This is a genomic window from Nocardioides albus (assembly GCF_014648255.1).
Lineage (GTDB): Bacteria > Actinomycetota > Actinomycetes > Propionibacteriales > Nocardioidaceae > Nocardioides > Nocardioides albus.
Map to the genome: position 1 here is coordinate 171,441 of NZ_BMQT01000003.1, position 20,357 is coordinate 191,797.

Consider the following 20,357-nt stretch of genomic DNA (forward strand, 5'->3'; position numbering starts at 1 on the left):
CGGTCGAACGCGAGCCGAGGGGTGGAGCCGCGCATGGCGCCATCTACAGGGATGTGATGCCCGGATGGCAGTTTCCCACAGGCTACCGGAGGAAGCGGTTGATGTTTCCTACAAGGTGACCAAGCCCTCATCTGGAGCCCTCATCCAGAGACTCACCCCAGGATGCGCGGCCGCGGCCAGATCCGGCCCACGACGACACCGATCACGTCGGCGTCCGCGACGGGCCCGCGATGCCGGGAGTCGATCACCCCGGGAGCGGCCGGGTTGTCCGAGAGCAGCCACCACCCCGGACGCCCGGACGCGGTCGTACGTCGCTCCACCGCCCGCTTCACCACGACCGCCCCGTCGGCGAGCCGGGCGACGACGACACTTCCGGGCTCCGGCGTACGTCCGTAGGAGACCCACAACCGGTCCCCGGCCCGCAGGGTCGGCACCATCGAGTCCCCCACGACCTTCGCCATCCCCCAGGCGTGTCGGGGTGCCCTGGCCGCGATGTCTTCCATGCGGAGTAGTGTCGCAATCCGTAGGACACATGAACACTCTTTGAGAGGACCCGCATGTTCGCGCGACTTTTCGCTCCCACCATCGAGGTATCCGCCCACTGCGACCTGCCCTGCGGCGTCTACGACCCCGCCCAGGCACGCATCGAGGCCGAGTCCGTCAAGGCCGTCATCCAGAAGGCCCTCGACAGCGACGACCCCGACTTCCGCACCCGCGCGGTGATCATCAAGGAACAGCGCTCCGAGCTGGTCAAGCACCACCTGTGGGTGCTGTGGACCGACTACTTCAAGCCCCCGCACTTCGAGAAGTACCCCCAGCTCCACACCCTCGTCAACGAGGCCACCAAGCTCGCCGGTGCCTCCGGCACCAAGGGCACCCTCGACGTCGAGGTCGCCGACAAGCTCCTCGCCAAGATCGACGAGATCGCCGAGATCTTCTGGGCGACCAAGAAGGCCTGAGGCCTCCTTCGAACGACCGCAAGAACGCTCGTACGCCGCAGCCGCTCCGTTCTCGGAGCGGCTGCGGTGGGTTTCGGGCCCTGCGGGAACGGTCTCGTTGCATAATCATCGAGACGCCCATCAGAAGGACTGACTACCCAGATGCCCCAGGTCGAGCTGCGCCTTCCCGCAGAAGGTGCTTACGTCTCCGTGCTGCGTACGACGACCGCTGCCCTCGCGGCGCGTCTCGACTTCACCCTCGAGGACATCGAGGACCTGCGGATGGCCGTCAGCGAGGCAGCGGCGATCTGTCTGGAGTGCGCGGCCGAGGCCGCAGAGCTGGCCATCGTCTTCGACATCGGCGAGAACACCATCGGGGTGAGCGTGACCACGACCTGCGACGCCGAGGCCGTGATCGACGAGGAGAGCTTCGCGTGGCAGGTGCTCACCACGCTGGCCAGGGAGGTCACCGCCACTCCCTACGGCGATCAGCTCAGGATCTCCCTGGTCGCCGGCGCGACCCCGCTTGGAGCCGCGCGCTGACATGGCGCAGGAGACGATCCGGTCGTCGAGGTCCCGGAGCGCCGGCGCGGTGGATGAGGCCCGCGCGCGCTCCCGTGAGCTCTTCACGGCCCTGGCCGGGCCTGACCTGAGCGATGCGGAGCGGGCCGTTGCGCGCGATGAGCTGGTCCATCTCAACATGGCGCTGGTGGAGTACTGCGCCTCCCAGTTCTACGGACGCGGCGAACCGCACGAGGACCTCGTCCAGGTCGGCGTGGTCGGTCTCCTCAACGCGGTGGACCGCTACGACCTCACCCGTGACGTGGAGTTCTCGACCTACGCGGTGCCGACCATCCTCGGCGAGATCAAGCGCTACTTCCGTGACAGCCGGTGGGCCGTCAGCGTCCCCCGCCGCCTTCGGGACCTGCAGCAGAACCTCCGCGACGCCACCGCCGAGCTCTCCCAGGAGCTCGGCCGCTCCCCCACCGCCCGCGATCTCGCCACCCGGCTCGGGGTCAGCCTCGAGACGGTCGTCGAGGGGCTGGAGTCCAGCAACGCGTACGCAGCGCTGTCGCTCGACGCCGAGAGCGACCAGACCGCGCCGATGCTCGACTCGCTGACCGCCCACGACCTGCGTCTCGACGACGTCGAGGTACGAGAGTCGATCAAGCCCGTGCTCGACAGCCTCTCCGCACACGAGAAGCAGGTGCTGATGCTGAAGTTCTTCCGCAACAAGACCCAGACCGAGATCGCGGCCGAGATCGGCGTGTCGCAGATGCAGGTCTCACGGCTGCTCAATCGCTCGCTCGCCCGGCTCCGGAAGGCGCTGGAAGAGGACTAGGCGTTCACAGCTGGGGTTCCTCGAGCGCGGCGATGCTCGGCGGCGCGAAGATCCCCACGAGCGCGATCGCCGCGACCAGGGCCAGCGCGCCTGCGATCGCGAGGTCCTCGCGCAGGTTCCAGGCCAGGCCGAGCACGATCAGCTGGACGAGCACCAGCGGCGCCCTCGACCACGACTCCAGGCGCCAGAACTTGTACACGCACCAGCCGATTCCGGCCGCACAGAGCAGGAAGAAGAGCCCGCCGGCGATCGCGGTCGTGAGCGAGGCGGCGTCGGGGATGCGTACGAACTCCAGCGCTCCCCACAGCAGCAGCGCCACACTCTCGAAGCCGGCGGCGAACACGGTCAGCAGAAGGGTCCAGGGGCGATGCGGCGCGGTCACCTCAGCAGCCTAGGACCCCGTCCCGGACTCGAAAAATCCGGGGAAGCATACACCACGGCACTTTTGGGTAACTCACCGCGTTACCGAATTGTCTAGCACCAGAACAACTGAGTGTTACGGTCCGGTGACGAAGCAGACACTGGTTAGGGGTTGTTTCGGCGTCCATTTCTTGGAACTCTAGGAACAGCACGCACGTGAAGACATTCACACATCCCCGCCACGTGCCCACTCGCAGGGTCTCGAACCACCAAGGCCTTGCCCATCCTATGTCAGAAAGAGGGTCTACCCAGCCATGGATTGGCGCCACCGTTCGGCTTGTCTCGATGAAGACCCGGAACTGTTCTTCCCCATCGGAAACACCGGTCCGGCGATCTTGCAGATCGAGGAAGCCAAGCAGGTCTGCCGGCGTTGCGACGTCCGGGAGCAGTGTCTTCAGTGGGCTCTCGAAGCCGGTCAGGATCACGGCGTGTGGGGTGGATTGAGCGAGGACGAGCGTCGTGCGCTGAAGCGCCGCAACGCCCGTTCACGTGTCCGCACCGCCGTCTGACCAACCCCCGAGAGATCCCCCTACAGCTCCAACGGCAGCTCGACCGCAGCTCTCGCCCCGTGACCAACAGGCCGGGGCCCCAACGAGAGTCGGCCACCGAGCTCGCCTTCGACCAGAGTCTTCACGATCGACAACCCCAAGTTTGTCGATGTGTCGAGACTGAACCCGTCGGGTAGTCCGTGACCATCGTCTTCGATCGTCACCTGGAGATGCCCGGCGGGTTGTTGTCGTACGGACATCACGATCGTGCCCGTCTCTGGGTCGCCCGGACCGCTGCCGCGGTAGCCGTGCTCGACTGCGTTCTGCAGCAGCTCGGTGACGATCATCGCCATGGGCGTGGCCACCTCCGACGGCAGCGACCCGAACGACCCCTCACGACGGACCCGCACCGCCACCCCGACCGAGGTGACCTCACCGACCATGGAGGCGAGCCGATCAGCGATCTCGTCGAACTCGACGGTCTCCTCGACGGCCTGCTGAGAGAGGATCTCGTGGACCAGCGCGATCGACCCGACCCGTCGTACCGCCTCGTTCAGTGCGTCCTGCGCCACACCGGAGTCGACACGGCGCGCCTGCATCCGCAGCAGCGCGGCCACGGTTTGTAGGTTGTTCTTCACCCGGTGGTGGATCTCGCGGATCGTGGCGTCCTTGGTGACGAGCTCACGGTCGCGTCGGCGCAGGTCGGTGACGTCGCGCAGCAGGACCAGCGCACCGATCGCCTCGCCGCGCGGCCGCAACGGGATGGAGCGCATGATGATCGCCATCCCGCCGGTGTCGATCTCGGTGTCGCGGTGCGCACGTCCGCCGAGCACTGCGCTCAGCGTCTCCTCGTCGGGGCGCTTGCGCGGCGGCACCAGCGCCCGGGTCATCCCGGCGAGCGACTGGCCGGCGAGGTCGCCGGAGAGGCCCAGCCGACGGAAGACCGAGAGCGCGTTGGGGCTGGCGTAGTCGACGACGCCGTCGGCGTCCACCCGGACGAACCCGTCCCCTACCCGAGGGGTGTCGGTGTGGTCGCTGCGCTGACCGACCGCAGGGAAGAAGCCGTTGGCGACCATCTGGGTCAGGTCGTTGGCGGTCTGCAGGTAGGAGAGCTCGAGCTTGGACGGCGTGCGTACGCCGAGCAGGTTGGTGTTGCGGCTCAGCACCGCGATGATCCGGCCGGAGCGGCGTACCGGGATGGTCTCGACCCGCACCGGGAGATCGTCGCGCCACTCCGGGTCACCCTCGCGTACGAGCCGGCCGACGTCCACGGCGTCGTCGAGGGTGGCATGACGTCCCTTCGGCACGAACATGCCGACGATGTCGTCGACGTAGGCTGTCGGACCGGTCGTGGGCCGCATCTGACCGGCCGCCCAGAAGCCGTTGCCGGACTTGTCGGGCAACCACAGGACCAGGTCGGCGAAGGAGAGGTCGGCCAGGATCTGCCAGTCCGCCATGAGCAGCTGAAGCCACCCGACGTCGTCGCCGTCGAGGTCGGTGTGATGCTGGGCAAGCTCACTCAGGGTGGGCACGGCGACAGCGTAGATGTAGACCAAGGTATGTGCATTGCGCGGGTCGGATGTCCACGCGCCGGCGGGTTTGGCAGGATGTCCCCCATGTCCGAGGCGTACTGGCGAGAGGTTCACTCGACCGGTCTCGCCGTACCCACGGACCGGCCCCTGGGTGACCTCACCATCGAGCTCACCCGGATGCTCGGCGACCCCGACCCGGACGTACGCAGCGGGCTGGCCGTCCCGGCCCTGTCGACATGGATCCAGCGCGGCGTCTACGACGACCTGCTCGCGGGTCTGGGCGACGGGATGGCGGCCGGTCTCGTGGTCGGTCTCGGCGACTCCGGCAACAACGGTGTCTTCCGCCGCGCCTCCTCCGTCGAGGCCCTGGCCGAGTGCATCGCCCGCGACAACGCCCGCTCGCTGGTGCGGGCGGAGAAGGTGCTGGAGTGGGGCGACCGGATCGCCACCTGGCTGCTGCGCGAGCGCGACCTGCGGGCCTTCGTCCCCGAGCGCGGCTGGGCACACGCGGTCGCTCGGGGCGCCGACGCCCTCGGCATCCTGGCCGCCTCCGTGCACCTCGGCAAGCCGGAGCTCACGGTGATCCTCGACGTCGTCGCCGACCGTGTGCTGGCCCGCGGGGACACGATCTACGCCCACGGGGAGCCCGATCGGCTGGCGGCGGCCACGATGGCCGTGCTGCGCCGCAACCTGGTCCCGCTCGCCATCATGGAGCCGTGGATCAACCGGATCGTCACCGTCGCCACCGCCACCCCGGAGACCCCCGACCGCGACCCGTTCCTGCTCACCGGCAATGCCGAGGCCTTCCTGCGGGCCCTCTACATCCAGCTCGCCCTCAGCAACGACCCGCCACAGATCCGTGGTGATCTGCTGCTGGTCATCGTCGCGGCCCTGAAGAAGTCCAACCGCACCTACCTGGGCTGATCCCGGGCCTGATGAGCAGGGGCGAATTTCACGTCTCTGCACCGGGTTTGAGAGACTGTCCCGAGGCCCCTCGGGGTCCACGCACCCCAATGGAGGAGATCATCATGGGCAAGACTGGCCGCAAGCGCCGCGCGCGCCGCAAGAAGGGCGCGAACCACGGCAAGCGCCCCAACAGCTGAACTGTTGAAAAGACGTGAGAGCCCCAGCCATCGGCTGGGGCTCTCGTCGCGTCTGGGGCCGTCTCGTCGGGCCTCGTCAGGACCTGGTGCGAAGCTCCTGGATCTGGACCATGATCTTCGATCGCAGCTCACCCGGGGCGACCTCGGAGCACGAGCGTGCGACGACCGCCTTGACGATGCGCTGCTGATCGTAGGTCTCCAGGCACGGGCTGCAGCTCTGCAGGTGGATCTTGACCTGGTCGGCATCGGCCGCGGCGAGCTCGTTGTCGATCAGGAAGACGATCTGCTCGAGGAAGTCGGCGCAGTCGCTGGGTGAGGCGTCGTGTTCGTGGGCACTCATGACGCACCTCCACGAGCGCCGGTGAGGTCGTTGGTGCGTACGTAGTCGGAGAGCAGATCGCGCAGCTGGCGCCGGCCGCGGTGCAGCCGCGACATCACGGTGCCGATCGGGGTTTCCATGATCTCGGCGATCTCCTTGTAGGCGAATCCCTCGACGTCGGCGAGGTAGACAGCGAGCCGGAACTCCTCCGGGAGACGCTGCAGCGCGTCCTTCACCTGGGAGTCGGGCAGGTGCTCGAGCGCCTCCATCTCCGCGGACTTCAAGCCGGTCGAGGTGTGTGACTCGGCCCGAGCGAGCTGCCAGTCCTCGACGTCCTCGGACATCGACTGCTGCGGCTGGCGCTGCTTCTTGCGGTAGGTGTTGATGAAGGTGTTGGTGAGGATGCGGTAGAGCCAGGCCTTCAGGTTGGTGCCGGGCTTGAACTGGTGGAAGGAGGAGTATGCCTTCGCGAAGGTCTCCTGCACCAGATCTTCCGCATCGGACGGGTTGCGGGTCATCCGCATCGCCGCCGAGTAGAGCTGGTCGAGGAAGGGCAGCGCGTCCCGCTCGAAGCGCAGCGCGCGCTCCTCGGGCGTCTCGGTGGCCAGGTCGACCTCATCGTTGTTGTCGCTCATCACGTCCCAGGGTACGCGCGCGAGCATCGGGGCGCCCAACGGCGACACGTTCTCCGCGGGGCGTTCGAGCAGGATGGTCATGTTTGCTGAACGCCACGACCGCCGGCAAACATTCCCACCGGTCCACCTGCTAGGTGATGACCTCACGGACCAGCCACTCCAGGGTGGACTCGATCAGGATCGCATCCGCCTCGGCCTGGCTGACCGGGCTGCGCTTGCCGACGACGAGCGAGTGGTCGGCACCGGGGATCGGAGTGACCTCGATTCCCTCAGGGAACTCCTCGGGCCTGCCGAACCGGTCACGGGTGCCCTGCAGCACCAGCGTCGGCACCTTGGCCTCCAACAGCTCGTGCGCACGAGAGACCTGGGGCTTGCTCACCGGGTGCAGCGGGAAGGCCAGGCAGAGCGCCCCGGCAGCCCCGAAGGCCCGGGCCGTGCGGACCGCCGAGCGAGCGCCGGCCGAGCGGCCTCCGACCACCAGCGGCGTACGCACCCGCATCCAGTTGGCGGCCAGGGTCAGCGCAGCGTCGAGGGACTTGGGCGGCGTGGCCACCGGCTTCCCCTTGACTCGCCAGGGCTGCTCGAAGCGGACCACGGTGATCCCCTGCCCCGGGAGCGCGTCGTTGAGCGCCATCAGGTCGTGGGTGTCGATGCCGTTGCCCGCGCCGTGGGAGAGCAGCAGGGTCGCCTGTGGTCGCCGCGCCCGGCGGGTGTAGAGCCGCCCCTGTCCGTATGGCGTGTCGATCATCTGCGTCGTGGTTCCACCCATGTCATCCCCAGGCTTCCTCGATCGGCAGCGGCTCGATGAGCTCGCGGCCGTCGTTGCGTACGTTGCTCACCAGTGTCGAGACCGGGAAGGCCTCCAGGTGGCCGGGCGCCGCCGGAGTCAGCAGCTCCACGTCGCCCGGACGGGTCGGGTCGAGCCACTCGTCCCAGCGCTCACGCTCCACCATGAGCGGCATCCGGTCGTGGATCCGTCCCAGGGAGTCCTCCGCCTCGGTGGTGATCACGGTGCAGCTCCACAGCCACCGGCCGGGGTCGTCCTCGGCCTTGCCGGGGTCAGGCCACAGCTCGTAGAGGCCGGCCATCGCCAGCACTCCCCCGTCCTTCGGGGTGATGAAGTAGGGCTGCTTGCGCGGCTTGCCCCTCGCGTCCTTCGCCTCGGTGGCGTACCACTCGAAGTAGCCGTCGGCCGGCAGCAGGCAGCGGCGCTTGGCGAAGGCCCGGCGATAGGCGGGCTTCTCGGCGACCGTCTCCATCCGGGCGTTGATCATCCGGTTGCCGATCTTGACGTCCTTGGCCCAGGACGGGACCAGCCCCCAACGTACGGAGCGGAGCTGGCGTTCGCTGGACGCTTTGTCTTCGTGCGGCGGGCGCTCGAGGACGGCGTAGACATCGTCGGTCGGGGCTACGTTGTAGCTCTCGGTGAGCGGCTCCTGGAGGCGCAGCTCATCGATCTCGAACTCCTCGGCCAGCTCGTCGGGTTGGCGGCTGGACGCGTAACGACCGCACATGCGTTCACCATAGCGCCGAGCGGGCGTGGTGTTTCGCGGTATTCCTAGGCTCCGCGGGCGAGCTCGTCGAGCAGGATGCCGGCCGACCGGTCGTTCTCTGGAAGCCCCTCGATCCAGATCCGGTCGGCGCTGTGCTCGACCATCCGCTTGAGGAGCCCGAGCCGTTTGACCAACGTCTCGTCACGCGGTGCGACCACGACCATCCGGCTGTGACCGACCTGTCCGACTGCCGCCGCGCCGGCGAAGACCGTCCGGGCGGTCTGGCCCAGCAGAGACATCCGACGCGCGGTGGCGATGTTGTCGGCCTTCCCGCCGGGATCGCCTGGGAGGTGGGCGTCGGTGACGACCAACGCATGGCTGCAGGCCTTGGCGTCGCGGTAGAGCTCCGAGATCCGTTCACGTACGTGCGCGAGGGTGGAGAGGCCGGTGAGCGGGTCTGCGCAGGAGATGGTGTGCAGGTAGCCGAGCGTCGCCTCGCTCCAGGCGACCGAGAGCGCGTGCACCTCGGCGAAGACCGGATCGCGGCTCTCGACGGTCTGGGTCGTCGTCCGGAGATCCTCGAGGCTCTCCCCGAGCGACACCCCGGTCTCAGCGAGGTCGTGGCCTACCACCCAACAGGCCTCGGCGATGTAGCTGCTTCGTTCGGCCAGCGCTTCTGCGACAGCCTCGAACCGCGGCGGGAGCACCGCACGCTGCTGCTCGGAGAGCTCTGTGGTCTCAGGCGAGGTGGATGCACGCGCACGCCGACCCCGGGGGAACAGCCGCACAGCTCACCTCTTTTCTCGTGTTTCCTGACGTTGCTGTCGTTCCTCGTCCGATGTCGTCGGGTCATGGATACAGTGGTGCGCACGCCGGTCTCCCTCGCGCTCACATGGACTTGACGCACGAAATCGGCAAGCATGACGCGATAGAAGCCCGCCTTTTCGGGTTTCTCGAAACTTTGTTGTCAGATCCCGGGAGGGGGCGTGACGTGCGGGCAGCCGCTGTCGTTAGCACAACGCATGTCTCCCGATGGCGCAACCCGCGTCATACCTCCGCCCCCCAAACGTCTCTGGTGCTGTGAGCGAAACGACCCCCACCTCTCTGCCGACCCTCGACGCCCCCGGCGACGCCGAGCTGATCACCGCCGTCCGCGGCGGTGACCTGGATGCGTACGGGCTGCTGTTCGAGCGCCACGTCGAGTCCGCTCGCCGCCTCGCCCGCCAGCTGGTGTCGGCGGGCGACGTCGACGACCTCGTCTCCGAGGCGTTCGCCAAGGTGCTCAACGTGCTGCAGAGAGGCGGCGGCCCGGACCTGGCGTTCCGGGCGTACCTGCTGACGTCGCTGCGCCGGCTCCACGTCGACAAGATCCGCGCCGCCTCCAAGCTCACCACGACCGACGATCTGACGCCGTTCGACCCGGGCGTCCCCTTCGAGGACACCGCGGTGTCGGGCTTCGACAACCAGGCGGCGGCGAAGGCGTTCCAGCAGCTCCCCGAACGCTGGCAGCAGGTGCTGTGGCACACCGAGGTCGAGGGACAGAAGCCCGCCGAGATCGCGCCCCTGCTCGGCATGTCCGCCAACTCGGTCTCCGCGCTCGCCTACCGCGCTCGCGAGGGTCTCAAGCAGGCCTTCATCTCGATGCATGCGCAGGATGCCGGCGAGGAGGCCTGCGCCACGACGCGGGCCAACCTGGGTGCCTACATCCGCAACGGCCTGTCCAAGCGCGACTCGAAGAAGGTCGACGACCACCTCCAGGACTGCCGCCCCTGCACCGCGATCTACCTCGAGCTCACCGAGGTCAACTCCGGCATGGGCGCTTGGCTCGCACCGGCCCTGCTCGGCGCCGCAGGCGCGGGCTACCTCGCCGTCGGCGGCGGTGTCGCCGCCAAGGGCGGTGTGCTGCTCTTCTTCGGACGGGTCAGGGACTGGGCCCTCGGCGATCCTGTGGGACGTACGGTCGCTGGGGCCACCGGTGTCGCGGCCGCTGCGGCTGTGGTCGCCGGGTTCGCGCTCACCGGCGGTGACCCGTCCCCGAAGCAGCCGGCCGCGGACGAACCCGCCGCGGAGGCGCCCGCTGCTGCCGACCCGGCTCCTGCTGCACCGCCTGCGGCCGCGCCACCTGCCGCGGCACCACCGGCGGCTGCTCCTCCTCCCGCGGCCCCGCCTGCTGACCCTCCCGCGGCCCCGCCTGCCGCGCCACCGGCCGCACCTCCCGCCGACGCTCCTCCGGCACAGCCGCAGGAGGCTCCAGTGATCACCTCGCCCCTGCCGACGGTCGAGGTCCCTCCCGGCGGCAAGGCGGTCATCGATCTGACCCAGGGCGCCAGTGACGCCGATGGCGACCCGCTCTCGGTGAAGGAGGCGACCCTCGCCTCCCCGGCCCGCGGCACCGTCACCAAGGGCGGCGCCACGTCTTCCGGCGGCAAGGGCGGAGGCGTCAGCGGCGCGGTCTTCGGCGGCCTGCGGATGGCCGACGAGCCCGTCACCACCGTGACCTACCAGGCCGCCGCTGGCTGGCGTGGGACCGAGACGATCGAGTACGTCCTCACCGACGGCAACGGCGGCGACGTCTCCGGCACCGTCGACGTGACCACCCCCAACGCTGCCCCGAAGGCCGAAGACGACGACGCCGAGGCAGAGGTCGTCGTCGGAGACGGCAACAACGGCGTTGGCCTGGGCGGTCAGACCAGGACCGCCAAGACCACCATCGACGTGCTCGCCAACGACGCCGATGCCAACCAGGACACGCTCGAGATCGTCTCGGTCACCGATCCTGCCCACGGCACGGCCGCGGTCGTCGACGGCAAGATCGAGTACACGATGGACGAGGGCGACACCGGGACCAGCGACACGTTCAGCTATCGGATCTCGGACGGCCACGGCGGCAACGACGACGGTGCCGTCGAGGTGACCTTCGAGGAGGCTCCGCCGGAGCACGACGCCAGCATCGCCCGGGAGCACGTGTCGAACGACGACTACGAGCACATCGTGGTCACGGCCGACGGCATCCCCGAAGGCGACTTCACCGCGACCTTCCGATACCGGCTCACCGGCGTCGGCCAGCGCTACCCGGGGCTGTCGATGTGGGCCTGCTCGCAGCTCGGTGTCCCATCCGTACCGGTAGGCGGAGTCGTCGAGGGCGAGTGCACCCTGTCGAGCACGAACAACGGCCAGGAAGTGCTCCACTTCGACTTCGTCCCCGACGGTGACTGGTCGTTCGTGGGAACCCTGACCGCCGTGGGCTACACGGACCCCGATGGCGAGAACGACCGTGTCAGCGCCTCCGGAACCGCGCCGACTCCCACACCTACCCCGACGCCGACGCCGACGCCGACCCCGACCCCGGACGTGCCGCAGCTGCCGACGCTCACGCCGATCCCGGACGTGCCGCAGGCCCCGACGGCACCCGGGACGCCCGACCCGCCGCAGCTGCCTGTCTCGCCAAGCGACTCCCCCGACCCCGGGAAGAGCTCCAGCGCCCCCGGCAAGTCCGCCAGCAGCGCTGACCCCGGCGAGCCCAGCAGCAGCGCCAGCCCCGCCAAGACACCCGATGACGGGCCTCCTGTCGAGGAGCGCGGCGCTCGCGCCGGCGGGCTGACCTGGAAGGGCTTCCTGAAGGCGATCGGGATCGACTGATCCCACATCCGCTCGACGCGCGTCCGTCGGCTCAGGCCGGTGGACGCACTGCGGTTTTCGCAGGTCGGAACCACTAAGGTTGGCTCCGTGACTTCCACGACCGATCGTGCAGCTGACATCGCGGACCCTTGGCCGGCGCCCCGAGCCCTTGGGCCGGTGACCGCGACGGTGTCACTGCCCGGCAGCAAGTCGCTCACCAACCGGGCGCTGGTGCTGGCCGCGATCGCAGAGGGCCCCAGCGTCGTACGTCGTGCGCTGCGGTCCCGCGACACGCTGCTGATGGCGGCAGCGCTGACGTCGTTGGGCGCACGGGTGGACACCTCGGAGGACGACTGGGTCGTGACGCCCGGGGCGTTCGACGCAGACGCCGCGGTCGACTGCGGGCTGGCCGGGACGGTGATGCGGTTCGTACCTCCGATGGCCGCGCTCTCCACCGGCACCATCGCCTTCGACGGCGACCCGCACATGCGCAAGCGTCCGGTCGGCGAGGTGCTGCGTGCGCTCCGCGATCTCGGCGTGGACATCGAGGGTGACGCGCTGCCGTTCACGATCCAGGGGCAGGGCACCGTGCCCGGCGGGACCGTGGTCGTCGACGCCTCGGCCTCGAGCCAGTTCATCAGCGCACTGCTGCTGGCGGGGGCGAGATACGAGCAGGGGGTGGACGTACGCCACGACGGCAAGCCGGTGCCGTCGCTCCCCCACATCGACATGACGGTCGCGATGCTGCGCGAGCACGGCGTCGCGGTCGACGACTCGGACGCCAACCGATGGACCGTAGCACCAGGGCCGATCAAGGCGCTGGACCGCACCATCGAGCCGGACCTGTCCAACGCGGCTCCGTTCCTTGCGCTGGCAGCGATCTCGGGTGGGGCGGTCACCGTCCGCGACTGGCCGCAGGCCACCGACCAGCCGGGCGACCAGCTGCGCGAGGTGCTCTCGCTGATGGGTTGCGAGGTGCGCGTCGGCGACGACGGGCTCACCGTGACTGGGCCGGAAAAGCTCACCGGGATCGACCTGGACATGCACGACATCGGCGAGCTCACCCCGGCCGTCGCGGCCCTGTGCGCGCTCGCCTCCACGCCCTCGCACCTGACCGGCATCGGCCACATCCGTGGCCACGAGACCGACCGGCTCGCCGCGCTCGCGCGCGAGCTGGGTGCGCTCGGGGCCGACGTCACCGAGCACCCCGACGGGCTGACCATCCGGCCGGCGACGCTGCACGGCGGGGTGTTCCACACCTACGCCGACCACCGGATGGCCCACGCCGGCGTCATCATCGGGGCTGCCGTCGAGGGCGTCCTGGTCGAGAACATCACCACCACCTCCAAGACCTTCACCGACTTCGCGCCCTTCTGGGCCGGCATCTTCTGACGACATGGCGAAAGCACAGCGGCGATACGGGACCGAAGACGTCGAGCACTACGACCGTCCTCGGCGCCGCACGAGGCCGCGGACGAAGGACCGGCCCAGCTATGACGACGCCGACCTCGGCCGGGTGATCACGGTCGACCGTGGCCGGTTCACGCTGGTCATGGACGAGGCCCCGGAGGTCGAGGTGTGGGCGGTGAAGGCTCGCCCGCTCGGCCGCAAGGGCGTCGTCGTGGGAGACCGGGTGAAGGTCGTCGGCGACACCACAGGCGCGGAGGGCGCGCTGGCCCGGATCGTCGAGGTCGAACCGCGGGAGACCGTGCTGCGGCGTACGGCCGATGACGACGACCCCGTCGAGCGGGTCGTGGTCGCAAACGCCGACCAGCTGGTGATCGTCACCGCGATCGCCGACCCCGAGCCGCGCACCGGGTTCATCGACCGCGCCCTGGTGGCCGCCTATGAGGCCGGCATCGACCCGCTGCTGTGCATCACCAAGGCCGACCTGGCCGATCCCGAGTCGCTCGTCTCGGTCTATCGGTCGCTGGGGGTGCCGTGGGTGGTGACGCAGCGGGGTGGGGACATGAGCGCTCTGCAGGACGAGCTCGACGGACGTACGTCGGTGCTGCTCGGCCACAGCGGCGTCGGCAAGTCGACGCTGGTCAACGCCATCGTCCCCGATGCCGGCCGAGAGGTGGGGCACGTCAACGCGGTCACCGGGCGGGGACGGCACACGTCCACCTCGGCACTGATGCTGCGGCTTCCGGGCTCTGCCGACAGTGCCGGCTGGATCGTGGACACCCCGGGCATCCGTACGTTCGGGCTGGCCCATGTCGAGCCCGAAAAGCTCATCGTCTCCTTCCCCGACCTGGAAGAGGCGACGACCGCCTGCCCGCGCGGCTGCTCGCACGCGGCCGATGCGCCGGAGTGCGGGCTGGACCTGGCGATCGAGGCCGGCCAGCTCGACGCGGAGCGGGTCACGTCGTTCCGGCGCCTGCTGGAGGCGCGGTCGGTGCCGACGTACGCGCTCTGACCTATTACCAGGGGAGGCTTCGCTCCGGGGCCTGAGCCACTAGAGTGACCTTTCGTGGCGAGCACTCCTGACTTCAACGACGACCTGCGGCTGGCGCACCTGCTGGCCGACGACGCCGACTCGCTGTCCACGTCGCGGTTCAAGGCGCTCGACCTGCACGTCATGACCAAGCCCGACCTCACTCCCGTCTCGGACGCGGACAAGGCCGTGGAGGAGTCGATCCGGCGTACGCTCTCCCGCGCGCGTACGCGAGACGCGATCACCGGAGAGGAGTCGGGCTCGTCCGGCTCCTCCAGCCGCCGCTGGATCGTCGACCCCATCGACGGCACGAAGAACTTCGTGCGTGGCGTGCCGGTCTGGGCGACCCTGATCGCGCTCGCCGTCGACAACGAGGTCGTGATGTCGGTCGTCTCCGCGCCACAGCTCGGGCGGCGCTGGTGGGCGGCCAAGGGCCAGGGCGCGCACACCGGCAAGTCGCTGATGAAGTCCACCCGCTGCCAGGTCTCGGACGTACGCCGCCTGGAGGACGCCTCGATGTCCTACTCCTCGCTGCACGGCTGGGAGGAGCGCGACCGGCTCGAGGACTTCCTGGCGCTGATGCGCAGCTGCTGGCGCACCCGCGCCTACTCCGACTTCTGGTCCTACATGCTCGTGGCCGAGGGCGCGGTCGACATCGCCGTCGAGCCGGAGCTCGAGCTCTACGACATGGCCGCGCTGGACATCATCGTGCGCGAGGCCGGCGGGTCCTTCTCGTCCCTCGCCGGCGACCCGGGACCGTGGGGTGGCAACGCGCTGGCCACCAACGGCCACCTGCACGACGCGGTGCTCTCCTTCCTCGGTGGGTTGCCGGACGGCAACAACGACGCCGACTGGCCGGCCGCGCAGCCCGGGTCGGTCACTGCGTTCCGCCGGCCGGGCACCGAGTAGGCGCGTTCCGAGACAGACCCTGGCGTGACGCACGTCACGGCCGCTACCGTTGGTGCATGAAGATCGCGGACGTACTCACTCGCAAGGCGATCGCTGAAGTCGTCACGATCGCATCAACCGCCACCGTACGTGACCTGCTCGGGGTCCTCGCCGAGCACGGCATCGGCGCCTGCGTCGTCAGCAGCGACGGCACCGACGTGGCCGGGATCGTCTCCGAGCGCGACGTCGTGCGGCGCCTCCACGAGAACGACGCGCTGCTCAGCGCCGAGGTCTCCTCGATCATGACCTCCTCGGTGGAGACGTGCGCCCCCGAGGCCACCATCGACGAGATCCTGGGCATCATGACCAAGCGCCGGATCCGGCACATGCCGGTCGTCTCCGCCGACGGCGACCTGGCCGGAATCGTCAGCATCGGCGACCTGGTCAAGCACCGCATCGACCAGCTCGCCTTCGAACGCGACCAGCTCGAGGCGTACGTTCACCAGACCTGAGGCCGTTGTCGGATCCGACCTTCACAGGACCTGCACAACTTCTGCAGCCTTTCCGACTGCTCGGGCTTCTAGCCTGAGCATGTGCCAGAACATACGACCACCCGCCGGGTCCTCGTCGTCGAGGACGAGCCGATCATCAACCAGGCCGTCTCGGACCGGCTCCAGGCGGAGGGGTACGACGTCGTCCGAGCATGGGACGGCCCCGGGGCGGTCTCCTGCTTCGAGGAGACCTCGCCCGACCTGGTCGTCCTCGACGTCATGCTGCCCGGGTACGACGGGCTGGAGGTGTGCCGCCGGATCCAGGCCGTACGTCCGGTGCCGGTGCTCATGCTCACCGCGCGCGTCGACGAGGCCGATGTGCTGGTCGGGCTCGGCGTCGGGGCCGACGACTACCTGACCAAGCCGTTCCGGGCCCGAGAGCTGGTCGCCCGGGTGAACGCCCTCCTGCGGCGGGTGGAGCGGGCCGCCGAGCTCGCGGCGTCGCCCCGGCGTACGGCGGAGATCGGGGGGCTGCGGCTGGATCCGGCGGCGCGACGCGTCTGGGTCCACGGCGACGAGGTCAGGCTGACCCCGACCGAGTTCGACCTGCTGGTCTGTCTGGCCACCGACCCGGGTGCCGTGGTCACCCGGGAGCGGCTGCTCGCCGAGGTCTGGGGCTGGAACGACGCCTCCGGCACTCGCACCGTCGACAGCCATGTGAAGGGGCTGCGCGCCAAGATCGGCGCCGACCGCGTTCGCACCGTGCACGGCGTCGGCTATGCCCTGGAGGCCGGCGAATGACTCCGCTGGAACGGGTCTCCTCGATCAAGGTCAAGCTCGGACTCCTGGTCGCCGCGAGCGCCCTGGTGGCGGCGGTCGTCGCCTCCGTCGGACGCGTCGCCGGGGTCTCGCCGTGGGTCTCGATCCCGGTCACGATCGGGATCGCGCTCGCGGTCACCCAGCTGCTGGCCGCCGGGATGACCTCACCGCTGCGGCAGATGACCCTCGCGGCGCGGCGGATGGCTCGGGGCGACTACACGGTCTCGGTGCCGTCCGGTGGGGCCGACGAGGTCGGTCAGCTGGGCCGCGCGTTCAACACGATGGCCAGCGACCTCGGTGCGGTCGACCGCCAGCGCCGAGATCTGGTCGCCAACGTCTCTCACGAGCTGCGTACGCCGCTGGCGGCTCTCACCGTCGTGCTGGAGAACCTCGTGGACGGCGTCGGCTCGGAACCGGCCGCCCTCCAGACCGCACTCGGTCAGGCCGAGCGCCTGAGCCGACTGGTCGAGGACCTGCTCGACCTGGCGCGCGTCGACGCTGGCAAGGCGCCGCTGAGCACCTCCTCGGTCGACCTCGGCCCGCTGCTCGAGGCATGCGTCGCCGAGGCGCGGGCGAACGGACGCCCCGTCTCCTACGAGGTCGACGCACCGGCCGACCTGGTCGTCGACGCCGACCCCGACCGGCTCAGCCAGCTCGTCGTCAACCTGCTCGACAACGCCTCCCGGCACAGTCCCCGTGACGGCGTGGTCACCGTGCGCGCGGGCCGCGACGGCGAGCGCTACCACCTCGAGGTCCTGGACTCCGGGCCTGGTGTCCCGCCTTCCGACCGGGGTCGCGTCTTCGAGCCTTTCGGCACGCTGAGCGCCTCCGCCGATGGCGGGGGGACCGGGCTCGGGCTCGCCATCGCTCGGTGGGTCACCGACCTGCACGGTGGCTCGATCGCGTTCCTCGACCCGCTGCCCGGCACCGCTGGCGCCCGGGTACGCGTCGACCTTCCGCTGTGGCCGCCCGCACGCGCCGTTCCCCATCAGCTCAGCTCCAGTCAGCTCACCCCCACCCACCAGGAGACCCAGATGCCCACCACTCCCCCGGCGGCCGAGCCGGCCGAACCGGCCCGGCCGGTCGACGCCCCCAGCACGGACCCCAAGGCCGCCTACGCCACCCCGTCGGTCCTCGACGACATCTTCGGCACCTACTGGCCCGATTCAGGTGTCGCGGGCAGGTTCGGGCTCTTCATCGGCGCCGCAGTGGCCGGCCTACTCGGCGGCCTGCTGATCCCCGACCGCAACGCCGGGCTCGGCACGGTCATCGTGCTGCTGGCAGCCGGCGGGGTCGTGATGATGGCGAGCGAGAAGCGTCGCACCTTGTTCCCGATCGTCTGCTACGTACTGTTCGCGCTGCTCTCCTCGGTCGCGGTGTTCCGAGACGCCGAGTGGCTCGTCGTCCTGTGCCTCCTCACGGCGATCGCGGTGATCCTGTGTGCCTCCACCCAGGCGAAGACGCTGCTCGGGATCGTGCTGACCGGGATCTCCTGGCCGCTGGCCGGGCTACGCGGGATCCCGTGGTTGGGCCGCACGCTGACCAGCGTCTCTGGCCGCGGTCACGGCGCGGCGGTCGCCCGCACCACGGTGCTCTCGCTGCTCGGCCTGGTGATCTTCGGGCTTCTGTTCACCACCGCCGACGCAGTGCTGGGCAGCTGGGTCGACCAGTTCGTTCCGGACGTACGGCCGGACACCTTCGCGGCTCGGATCTTCATGACCGTCTTCGTCTTCGGGGTCGTGCTGGGCGCTGCGTACCTGGCGGTGAACCCGCCCCGGATCGACCGCAACGAGCGTACGTCGCAGCCCGTCGCCAACCGCTACGAGTGGCTGGCTCCGGTCGGCGTCGTGGTCGCAGTCTTCGCGGCGTTCCTGGCCGCACAGGCAGCCGCGGTCTTCGGCGGCGAGGACTATCTGCGCGAGACGACGGGGCTGACGTACGCCGAATACGTCCACCAGGGCTTCGGCCAGCTCACCGTCGCGACCGCACTGACCCTGCTGGTGATCTGGGCGGCGGCGCGCAAGGCGCCCGTGGAGACCGTCTCCGACCGGCTGTGGCTGCGGGTCGCGCTCGGGCTGCTCGCCGCCGAGGCACTGGTCGTCGTCGGGTCGGCGCTGTATCGGATGCACCTCTACCAGGAGGCGTACGGCTTCACCCAGCTCCGCCTGCTCGTCGATGTCTTCGAGGCCTGGCTGGGTCTGCTCGTGATCGCCGGGCTGGTCGCCGCAGTGACCGGCACCGCGATCGGCGGCGGGCTCTGGCTCGGTCGGTTCGCCCTGGTCAGCGGTGCTGTCGCGCTGCTCGGGATCGCCGTGATCAACCCGGATGCGTGGATCGCCGAGCACAACGTCTCCCGCTATGAGGAGACCGGGAAGGTCGACACCGACTTCCTCTCCGGGCTCAGCGACGACGCGGTGCCGGCCTTGGAGAAGCTCCCCGCCGACCTGCGCAGCTGTGTGCTCGGGCCTGAGGATCGCGAAGGCGACTGGCTGGAGTGGAATCTCGGTCGCGAGCGGGCCGACGGTCTGACCCCGACCTACCCCTCACCTGCCAATGCGACTGGCGACGCGACTGGCGACGCGACGGCGTCGGTGTGCCCCAGCGAGAACCGATACGTAGACTGATCGACCATGAGCCAGAAGCCTGAGATCGACAAGTCAGGTCGTGGTTCTAGTTAGTTCCAGTTACCGAGAACGGCCCCAACTGCGCGTCTTGATCGCGGTCGGGGCCGTTCTTTGAGCAGTCAGAGCGGGTGCCTAGCGGCGCAGGTCCCTGGCATCCGCCAGGCTGCGCAGCGCCGAGTTCAGGATGGGCCGGCGTCCTGAGCACGCCTTGGGAGTGAACCAGGATCGCCAGCAGGACATGCAGCGCAGCACTCCAGGCTGCTCGGGGTCTTCCTCGACGCTGCCGCTGCACTGCGGGCACTCGTCCACGGCCACTCCCTACGCCTTGATGTCGAACTCCCCCACCTTGGCACCGTCGATGAAGGCTGTCCACTCATCCGACGTGAACTCGACGGACTTGCCGGTTATGGAACTACGCACCGCTACCTTGCCAGGGCGGTTGGTCGCGACCTCCACACATCGAGGGTCGCTGTTGTCGTAGGAGCACTTGGTGGACGTGCGGAACTCGAACTCAGGGATTGCAGTCATGCGCGTACCTTTCGTGGGCTCTGCTTCGGGGGAGTCGGTCCCCGCACCGCTTGTGCGACCTCAGGCAGCAAGTTCGCGGGCGGCTGTGCGAGCCGCCTCGATCGCTTCGTTCGACACGCCGCAAACTCGCAGGCACGCCGCCGCCACGTTCTGGAGTTCGCGCTCGCTGACGACATTGCTTTCGGCGCGAGTGCCAATGACGCTCTCCACGAGCTCCATGACGATCCCGCCCAGCTGAGACCTGTCCACCGTGGCGACCACTGCCTCAGACGCGCAAGAGATCGCGAGTGTGCTGTATGTCTGAAGCAGATCTCGCCGCGCCGCCCCGTACGCCTTGGCCTCGGGCGTGTGCGCGATGTCTGGAAGCCTGGGAAGAAGGCCGATGTTGTGCATGAGGCCGGCGAGCGCGCGGGCGTCGACAAGGGCGAGTCGATAGAGCCTGGACTCGGGACTCTCGATCGGGTCGAGGTCATCAAGGCTGTCCAGCGCCGGACGGATGGTCATCTCCAGTAGCTCGCCAAGGATCTCGTCCTTGTTCGCGAAGTGGTAGTAGAGCGACGCCTGCCGGATGCCAACTGCTTCGGCGATCTCGCGGGTCGACGTGCCAGCGAAACTCCGGTCAACGAACAGGCGAGCAGCCGCGTCCAAGATCTGATCGCGGGGCGATAGCGTAGATCGGTCT

General features: G+C 69.2%; 23 protein-coding genes. 13 read left to right on the forward strand and 10 right to left on the reverse strand.

Annotated features, from left to right (window positions below; translation table 11 throughout):
- Window positions 1-152 precede the first annotated feature (152 nt).
- A complete protein-coding gene (locus tag IEY84_RS07025; RefSeq protein ID WP_183543709.1) occupies window positions 153-503 on the reverse strand; it encodes a S24/S26 family peptidase in 351 nt (116 codons plus the stop codon).
- 54 nt (window positions 504-557) lie between these two features.
- On the opposite strand from IEY84_RS07025, the gene sodN reads away from it, so the two are divergent.
- The 3 genes from sodN to IEY84_RS07040 all read left to right on the forward strand — a co-directional run bounded on the left by sodN (window position 558) and on the right by IEY84_RS07040 (window position 2,280).
- The gene (gene sodN, locus IEY84_RS07030; protein ID WP_183543711.1) at window positions 558-959 is read left to right on the forward strand and encodes a superoxide dismutase, Ni; all 402 of its coding nucleotides are present in this window, start codon (window positions 558-560) and stop codon (window positions 957-959) included.
- A 141-nt stretch (window positions 960-1,100) separates the two neighbouring features.
- A complete protein-coding gene (locus tag IEY84_RS07035) occupies window positions 1,101-1,481 on the forward strand; it encodes an ATP-binding protein (RefSeq protein WP_183543713.1) in 381 nt (126 codons plus the stop codon).
- A gap of 1 nt (window position 1,482) precedes the next feature.
- A complete protein-coding gene (locus tag IEY84_RS07040; protein ID WP_183543715.1) occupies window positions 1,483-2,280 on the forward strand; it encodes a SigB/SigF/SigG family RNA polymerase sigma factor in 798 nt (265 codons plus the stop codon).
- Window positions 2,281-2,284: 4 nt separating this feature from the next.
- On the opposite strand, the gene IEY84_RS07045 is transcribed toward IEY84_RS07040, so the two are convergent.
- A complete protein-coding gene (locus IEY84_RS07045; RefSeq protein WP_183543717.1) occupies window positions 2,285-2,662 on the reverse strand; it encodes a hypothetical protein in 378 nt (125 codons plus the stop codon).
- Window positions 2,663-2,954: 292 nt separating this feature from the next.
- On the opposite strand from IEY84_RS07045, the gene IEY84_RS07050 reads away from it, so the two are divergent.
- A complete protein-coding gene (locus IEY84_RS07050; RefSeq protein WP_008362075.1) occupies window positions 2,955-3,209 on the forward strand; it encodes a WhiB family transcriptional regulator in 255 nt (84 codons plus the stop codon).
- A 20-nt stretch (window positions 3,210-3,229) separates the two neighbouring features.
- Here the strand turns inward: IEY84_RS07050 and IEY84_RS07055 are convergent, their stop codons facing one another.
- Window positions 3,230-4,720 (reverse strand): sensor histidine kinase, encoded by a 1,491-nt coding sequence (locus IEY84_RS07055; protein ID WP_183543719.1) that lies wholly within the window; start codon window positions 4,718-4,720, stop codon window positions 3,230-3,232.
- A gap of 84 nt (window positions 4,721-4,804) precedes the next feature.
- Between IEY84_RS07055 and IEY84_RS07060 the strand changes: the two genes are divergently transcribed.
- Window positions 4,805-5,644 (forward strand): DUF2785 domain-containing protein, encoded by an 840-nt coding sequence (locus tag IEY84_RS07060; protein ID WP_183543721.1) that lies wholly within the window; start codon window positions 4,805-4,807, stop codon window positions 5,642-5,644.
- 104 nt (window positions 5,645-5,748) lie between these two features.
- A complete protein-coding gene (locus IEY84_RS27060) occupies window positions 5,749-5,823 on the forward strand; it encodes a 50S ribosomal protein bL37 (protein ID WP_370249596.1) in 75 nt (24 codons plus the stop codon).
- 76 nt (window positions 5,824-5,899) lie between these two features.
- On the opposite strand, the gene rsrA is transcribed toward IEY84_RS27060, so the two are convergent.
- The 5 genes from rsrA to IEY84_RS07085 all read right to left on the reverse strand — a co-directional run bounded on the left by rsrA (window position 5,900) and on the right by IEY84_RS07085 (window position 9,058).
- Window positions 5,900-6,163, reverse strand: coding sequence for a mycothiol system anti-sigma-R factor (rsrA, locus tag IEY84_RS07065; protein ID WP_183543723.1), 264 nt, complete (start codon window positions 6,161-6,163; stop codon window positions 5,900-5,902).
- Window positions 6,160-6,804: a sigma-70 family RNA polymerase sigma factor gene (locus tag IEY84_RS07070; RefSeq protein WP_275944477.1), complete on the reverse strand. Its 645-nt coding sequence runs from the start codon at window positions 6,802-6,804 to the stop codon at window positions 6,160-6,162. Before IEY84_RS07070 ends, rsrA begins: the two co-directional genes overlap by 4 nt.
- A gap of 103 nt (window positions 6,805-6,907) precedes the next feature.
- A complete protein-coding gene (locus IEY84_RS07075; RefSeq protein ID WP_229788419.1) occupies window positions 6,908-7,525 on the reverse strand; it encodes an alpha/beta hydrolase family protein in 618 nt (205 codons plus the stop codon).
- Window positions 7,526-7,547: 22 nt separating this feature from the next.
- Window positions 7,548-8,291 carry an SOS response-associated peptidase gene (locus IEY84_RS07080; RefSeq protein ID WP_183543727.1) on the reverse strand — a complete coding sequence of 248 codons (744 nt, stop codon included), beginning with the start codon at window positions 8,289-8,291 and terminating at the stop codon, window positions 7,548-7,550.
- 44 nt (window positions 8,292-8,335) lie between these two features.
- Window positions 8,336-9,058 (reverse strand): hypothetical protein, encoded by a 723-nt coding sequence (locus tag IEY84_RS07085; protein ID WP_183543729.1) that lies wholly within the window; start codon window positions 9,056-9,058, stop codon window positions 8,336-8,338.
- Between the two features lie 292 nt (window positions 9,059-9,350).
- Here IEY84_RS07085 and IEY84_RS07090 point away from each other — a divergent pair, with 292 nt between their 5' ends.
- The 7 genes from IEY84_RS07090 to IEY84_RS07120 all read left to right on the forward strand — a co-directional run bounded on the left by IEY84_RS07090 (window position 9,351) and on the right by IEY84_RS07120 (window position 19,147).
- Window positions 9,351-11,909: a sigma-70 family RNA polymerase sigma factor gene (locus tag IEY84_RS07090; RefSeq protein WP_183543731.1), complete on the forward strand. Its 2,559-nt coding sequence runs from the start codon at window positions 9,351-9,353 to the stop codon at window positions 11,907-11,909.
- Between the two features lie 87 nt (window positions 11,910-11,996).
- The gene (gene aroA / locus IEY84_RS07095; RefSeq protein ID WP_229788421.1) at window positions 11,997-13,280 is read left to right on the forward strand and encodes a 3-phosphoshikimate 1-carboxyvinyltransferase; all 1,284 of its coding nucleotides are present in this window, start codon (window positions 11,997-11,999) and stop codon (window positions 13,278-13,280) included.
- 4 nt (window positions 13,281-13,284) lie between these two features.
- A complete protein-coding gene (rsgA, locus tag IEY84_RS07100) occupies window positions 13,285-14,307 on the forward strand; it encodes a ribosome small subunit-dependent GTPase A (protein ID WP_183543733.1) in 1,023 nt (340 codons plus the stop codon).
- A 54-nt stretch (window positions 14,308-14,361) separates the two neighbouring features.
- The gene (locus tag IEY84_RS07105; protein ID WP_183543735.1) at window positions 14,362-15,234 is read left to right on the forward strand and encodes an inositol monophosphatase family protein; all 873 of its coding nucleotides are present in this window, start codon (window positions 14,362-14,364) and stop codon (window positions 15,232-15,234) included.
- A gap of 56 nt (window positions 15,235-15,290) precedes the next feature.
- Entirely contained in the window at window positions 15,291-15,725 is a 435-nt protein-coding gene (locus IEY84_RS07110) for a CBS domain-containing protein (RefSeq protein WP_183543737.1), read from the forward strand.
- A gap of 81 nt (window positions 15,726-15,806) precedes the next feature.
- Complete coding sequence (locus IEY84_RS07115) at window positions 15,807-16,505, forward strand: response regulator (RefSeq protein ID WP_183543739.1); 699 nt, start codon at window positions 15,807-15,809, stop codon at window positions 16,503-16,505.
- A complete protein-coding gene (locus IEY84_RS07120) occupies window positions 16,502-19,147 on the forward strand; it encodes a DUF4153 domain-containing protein (protein WP_183543741.1) in 2,646 nt (881 codons plus the stop codon). Before IEY84_RS07115 ends, IEY84_RS07120 begins: the two co-directional genes overlap by 4 nt.
- A 318-nt stretch (window positions 19,148-19,465) precedes the next feature.
- Here the strand turns inward: IEY84_RS07120 and IEY84_RS07125 are convergent, their stop codons facing one another.
- A complete protein-coding gene (locus IEY84_RS07125) occupies window positions 19,466-19,675 on the reverse strand; it encodes a DUF397 domain-containing protein (protein ID WP_183543743.1) in 210 nt (69 codons plus the stop codon).
- Window positions 19,676-19,735: 60 nt separating this feature from the next.
- The gene (locus tag IEY84_RS07130; protein WP_229788422.1) at window positions 19,736-20,323 is read right to left on the reverse strand and encodes a TetR/AcrR family transcriptional regulator; all 588 of its coding nucleotides are present in this window, start codon (window positions 20,321-20,323) and stop codon (window positions 19,736-19,738) included.
- Between the last annotated feature and the right edge of the window lie 34 nt (window positions 20,324-20,357).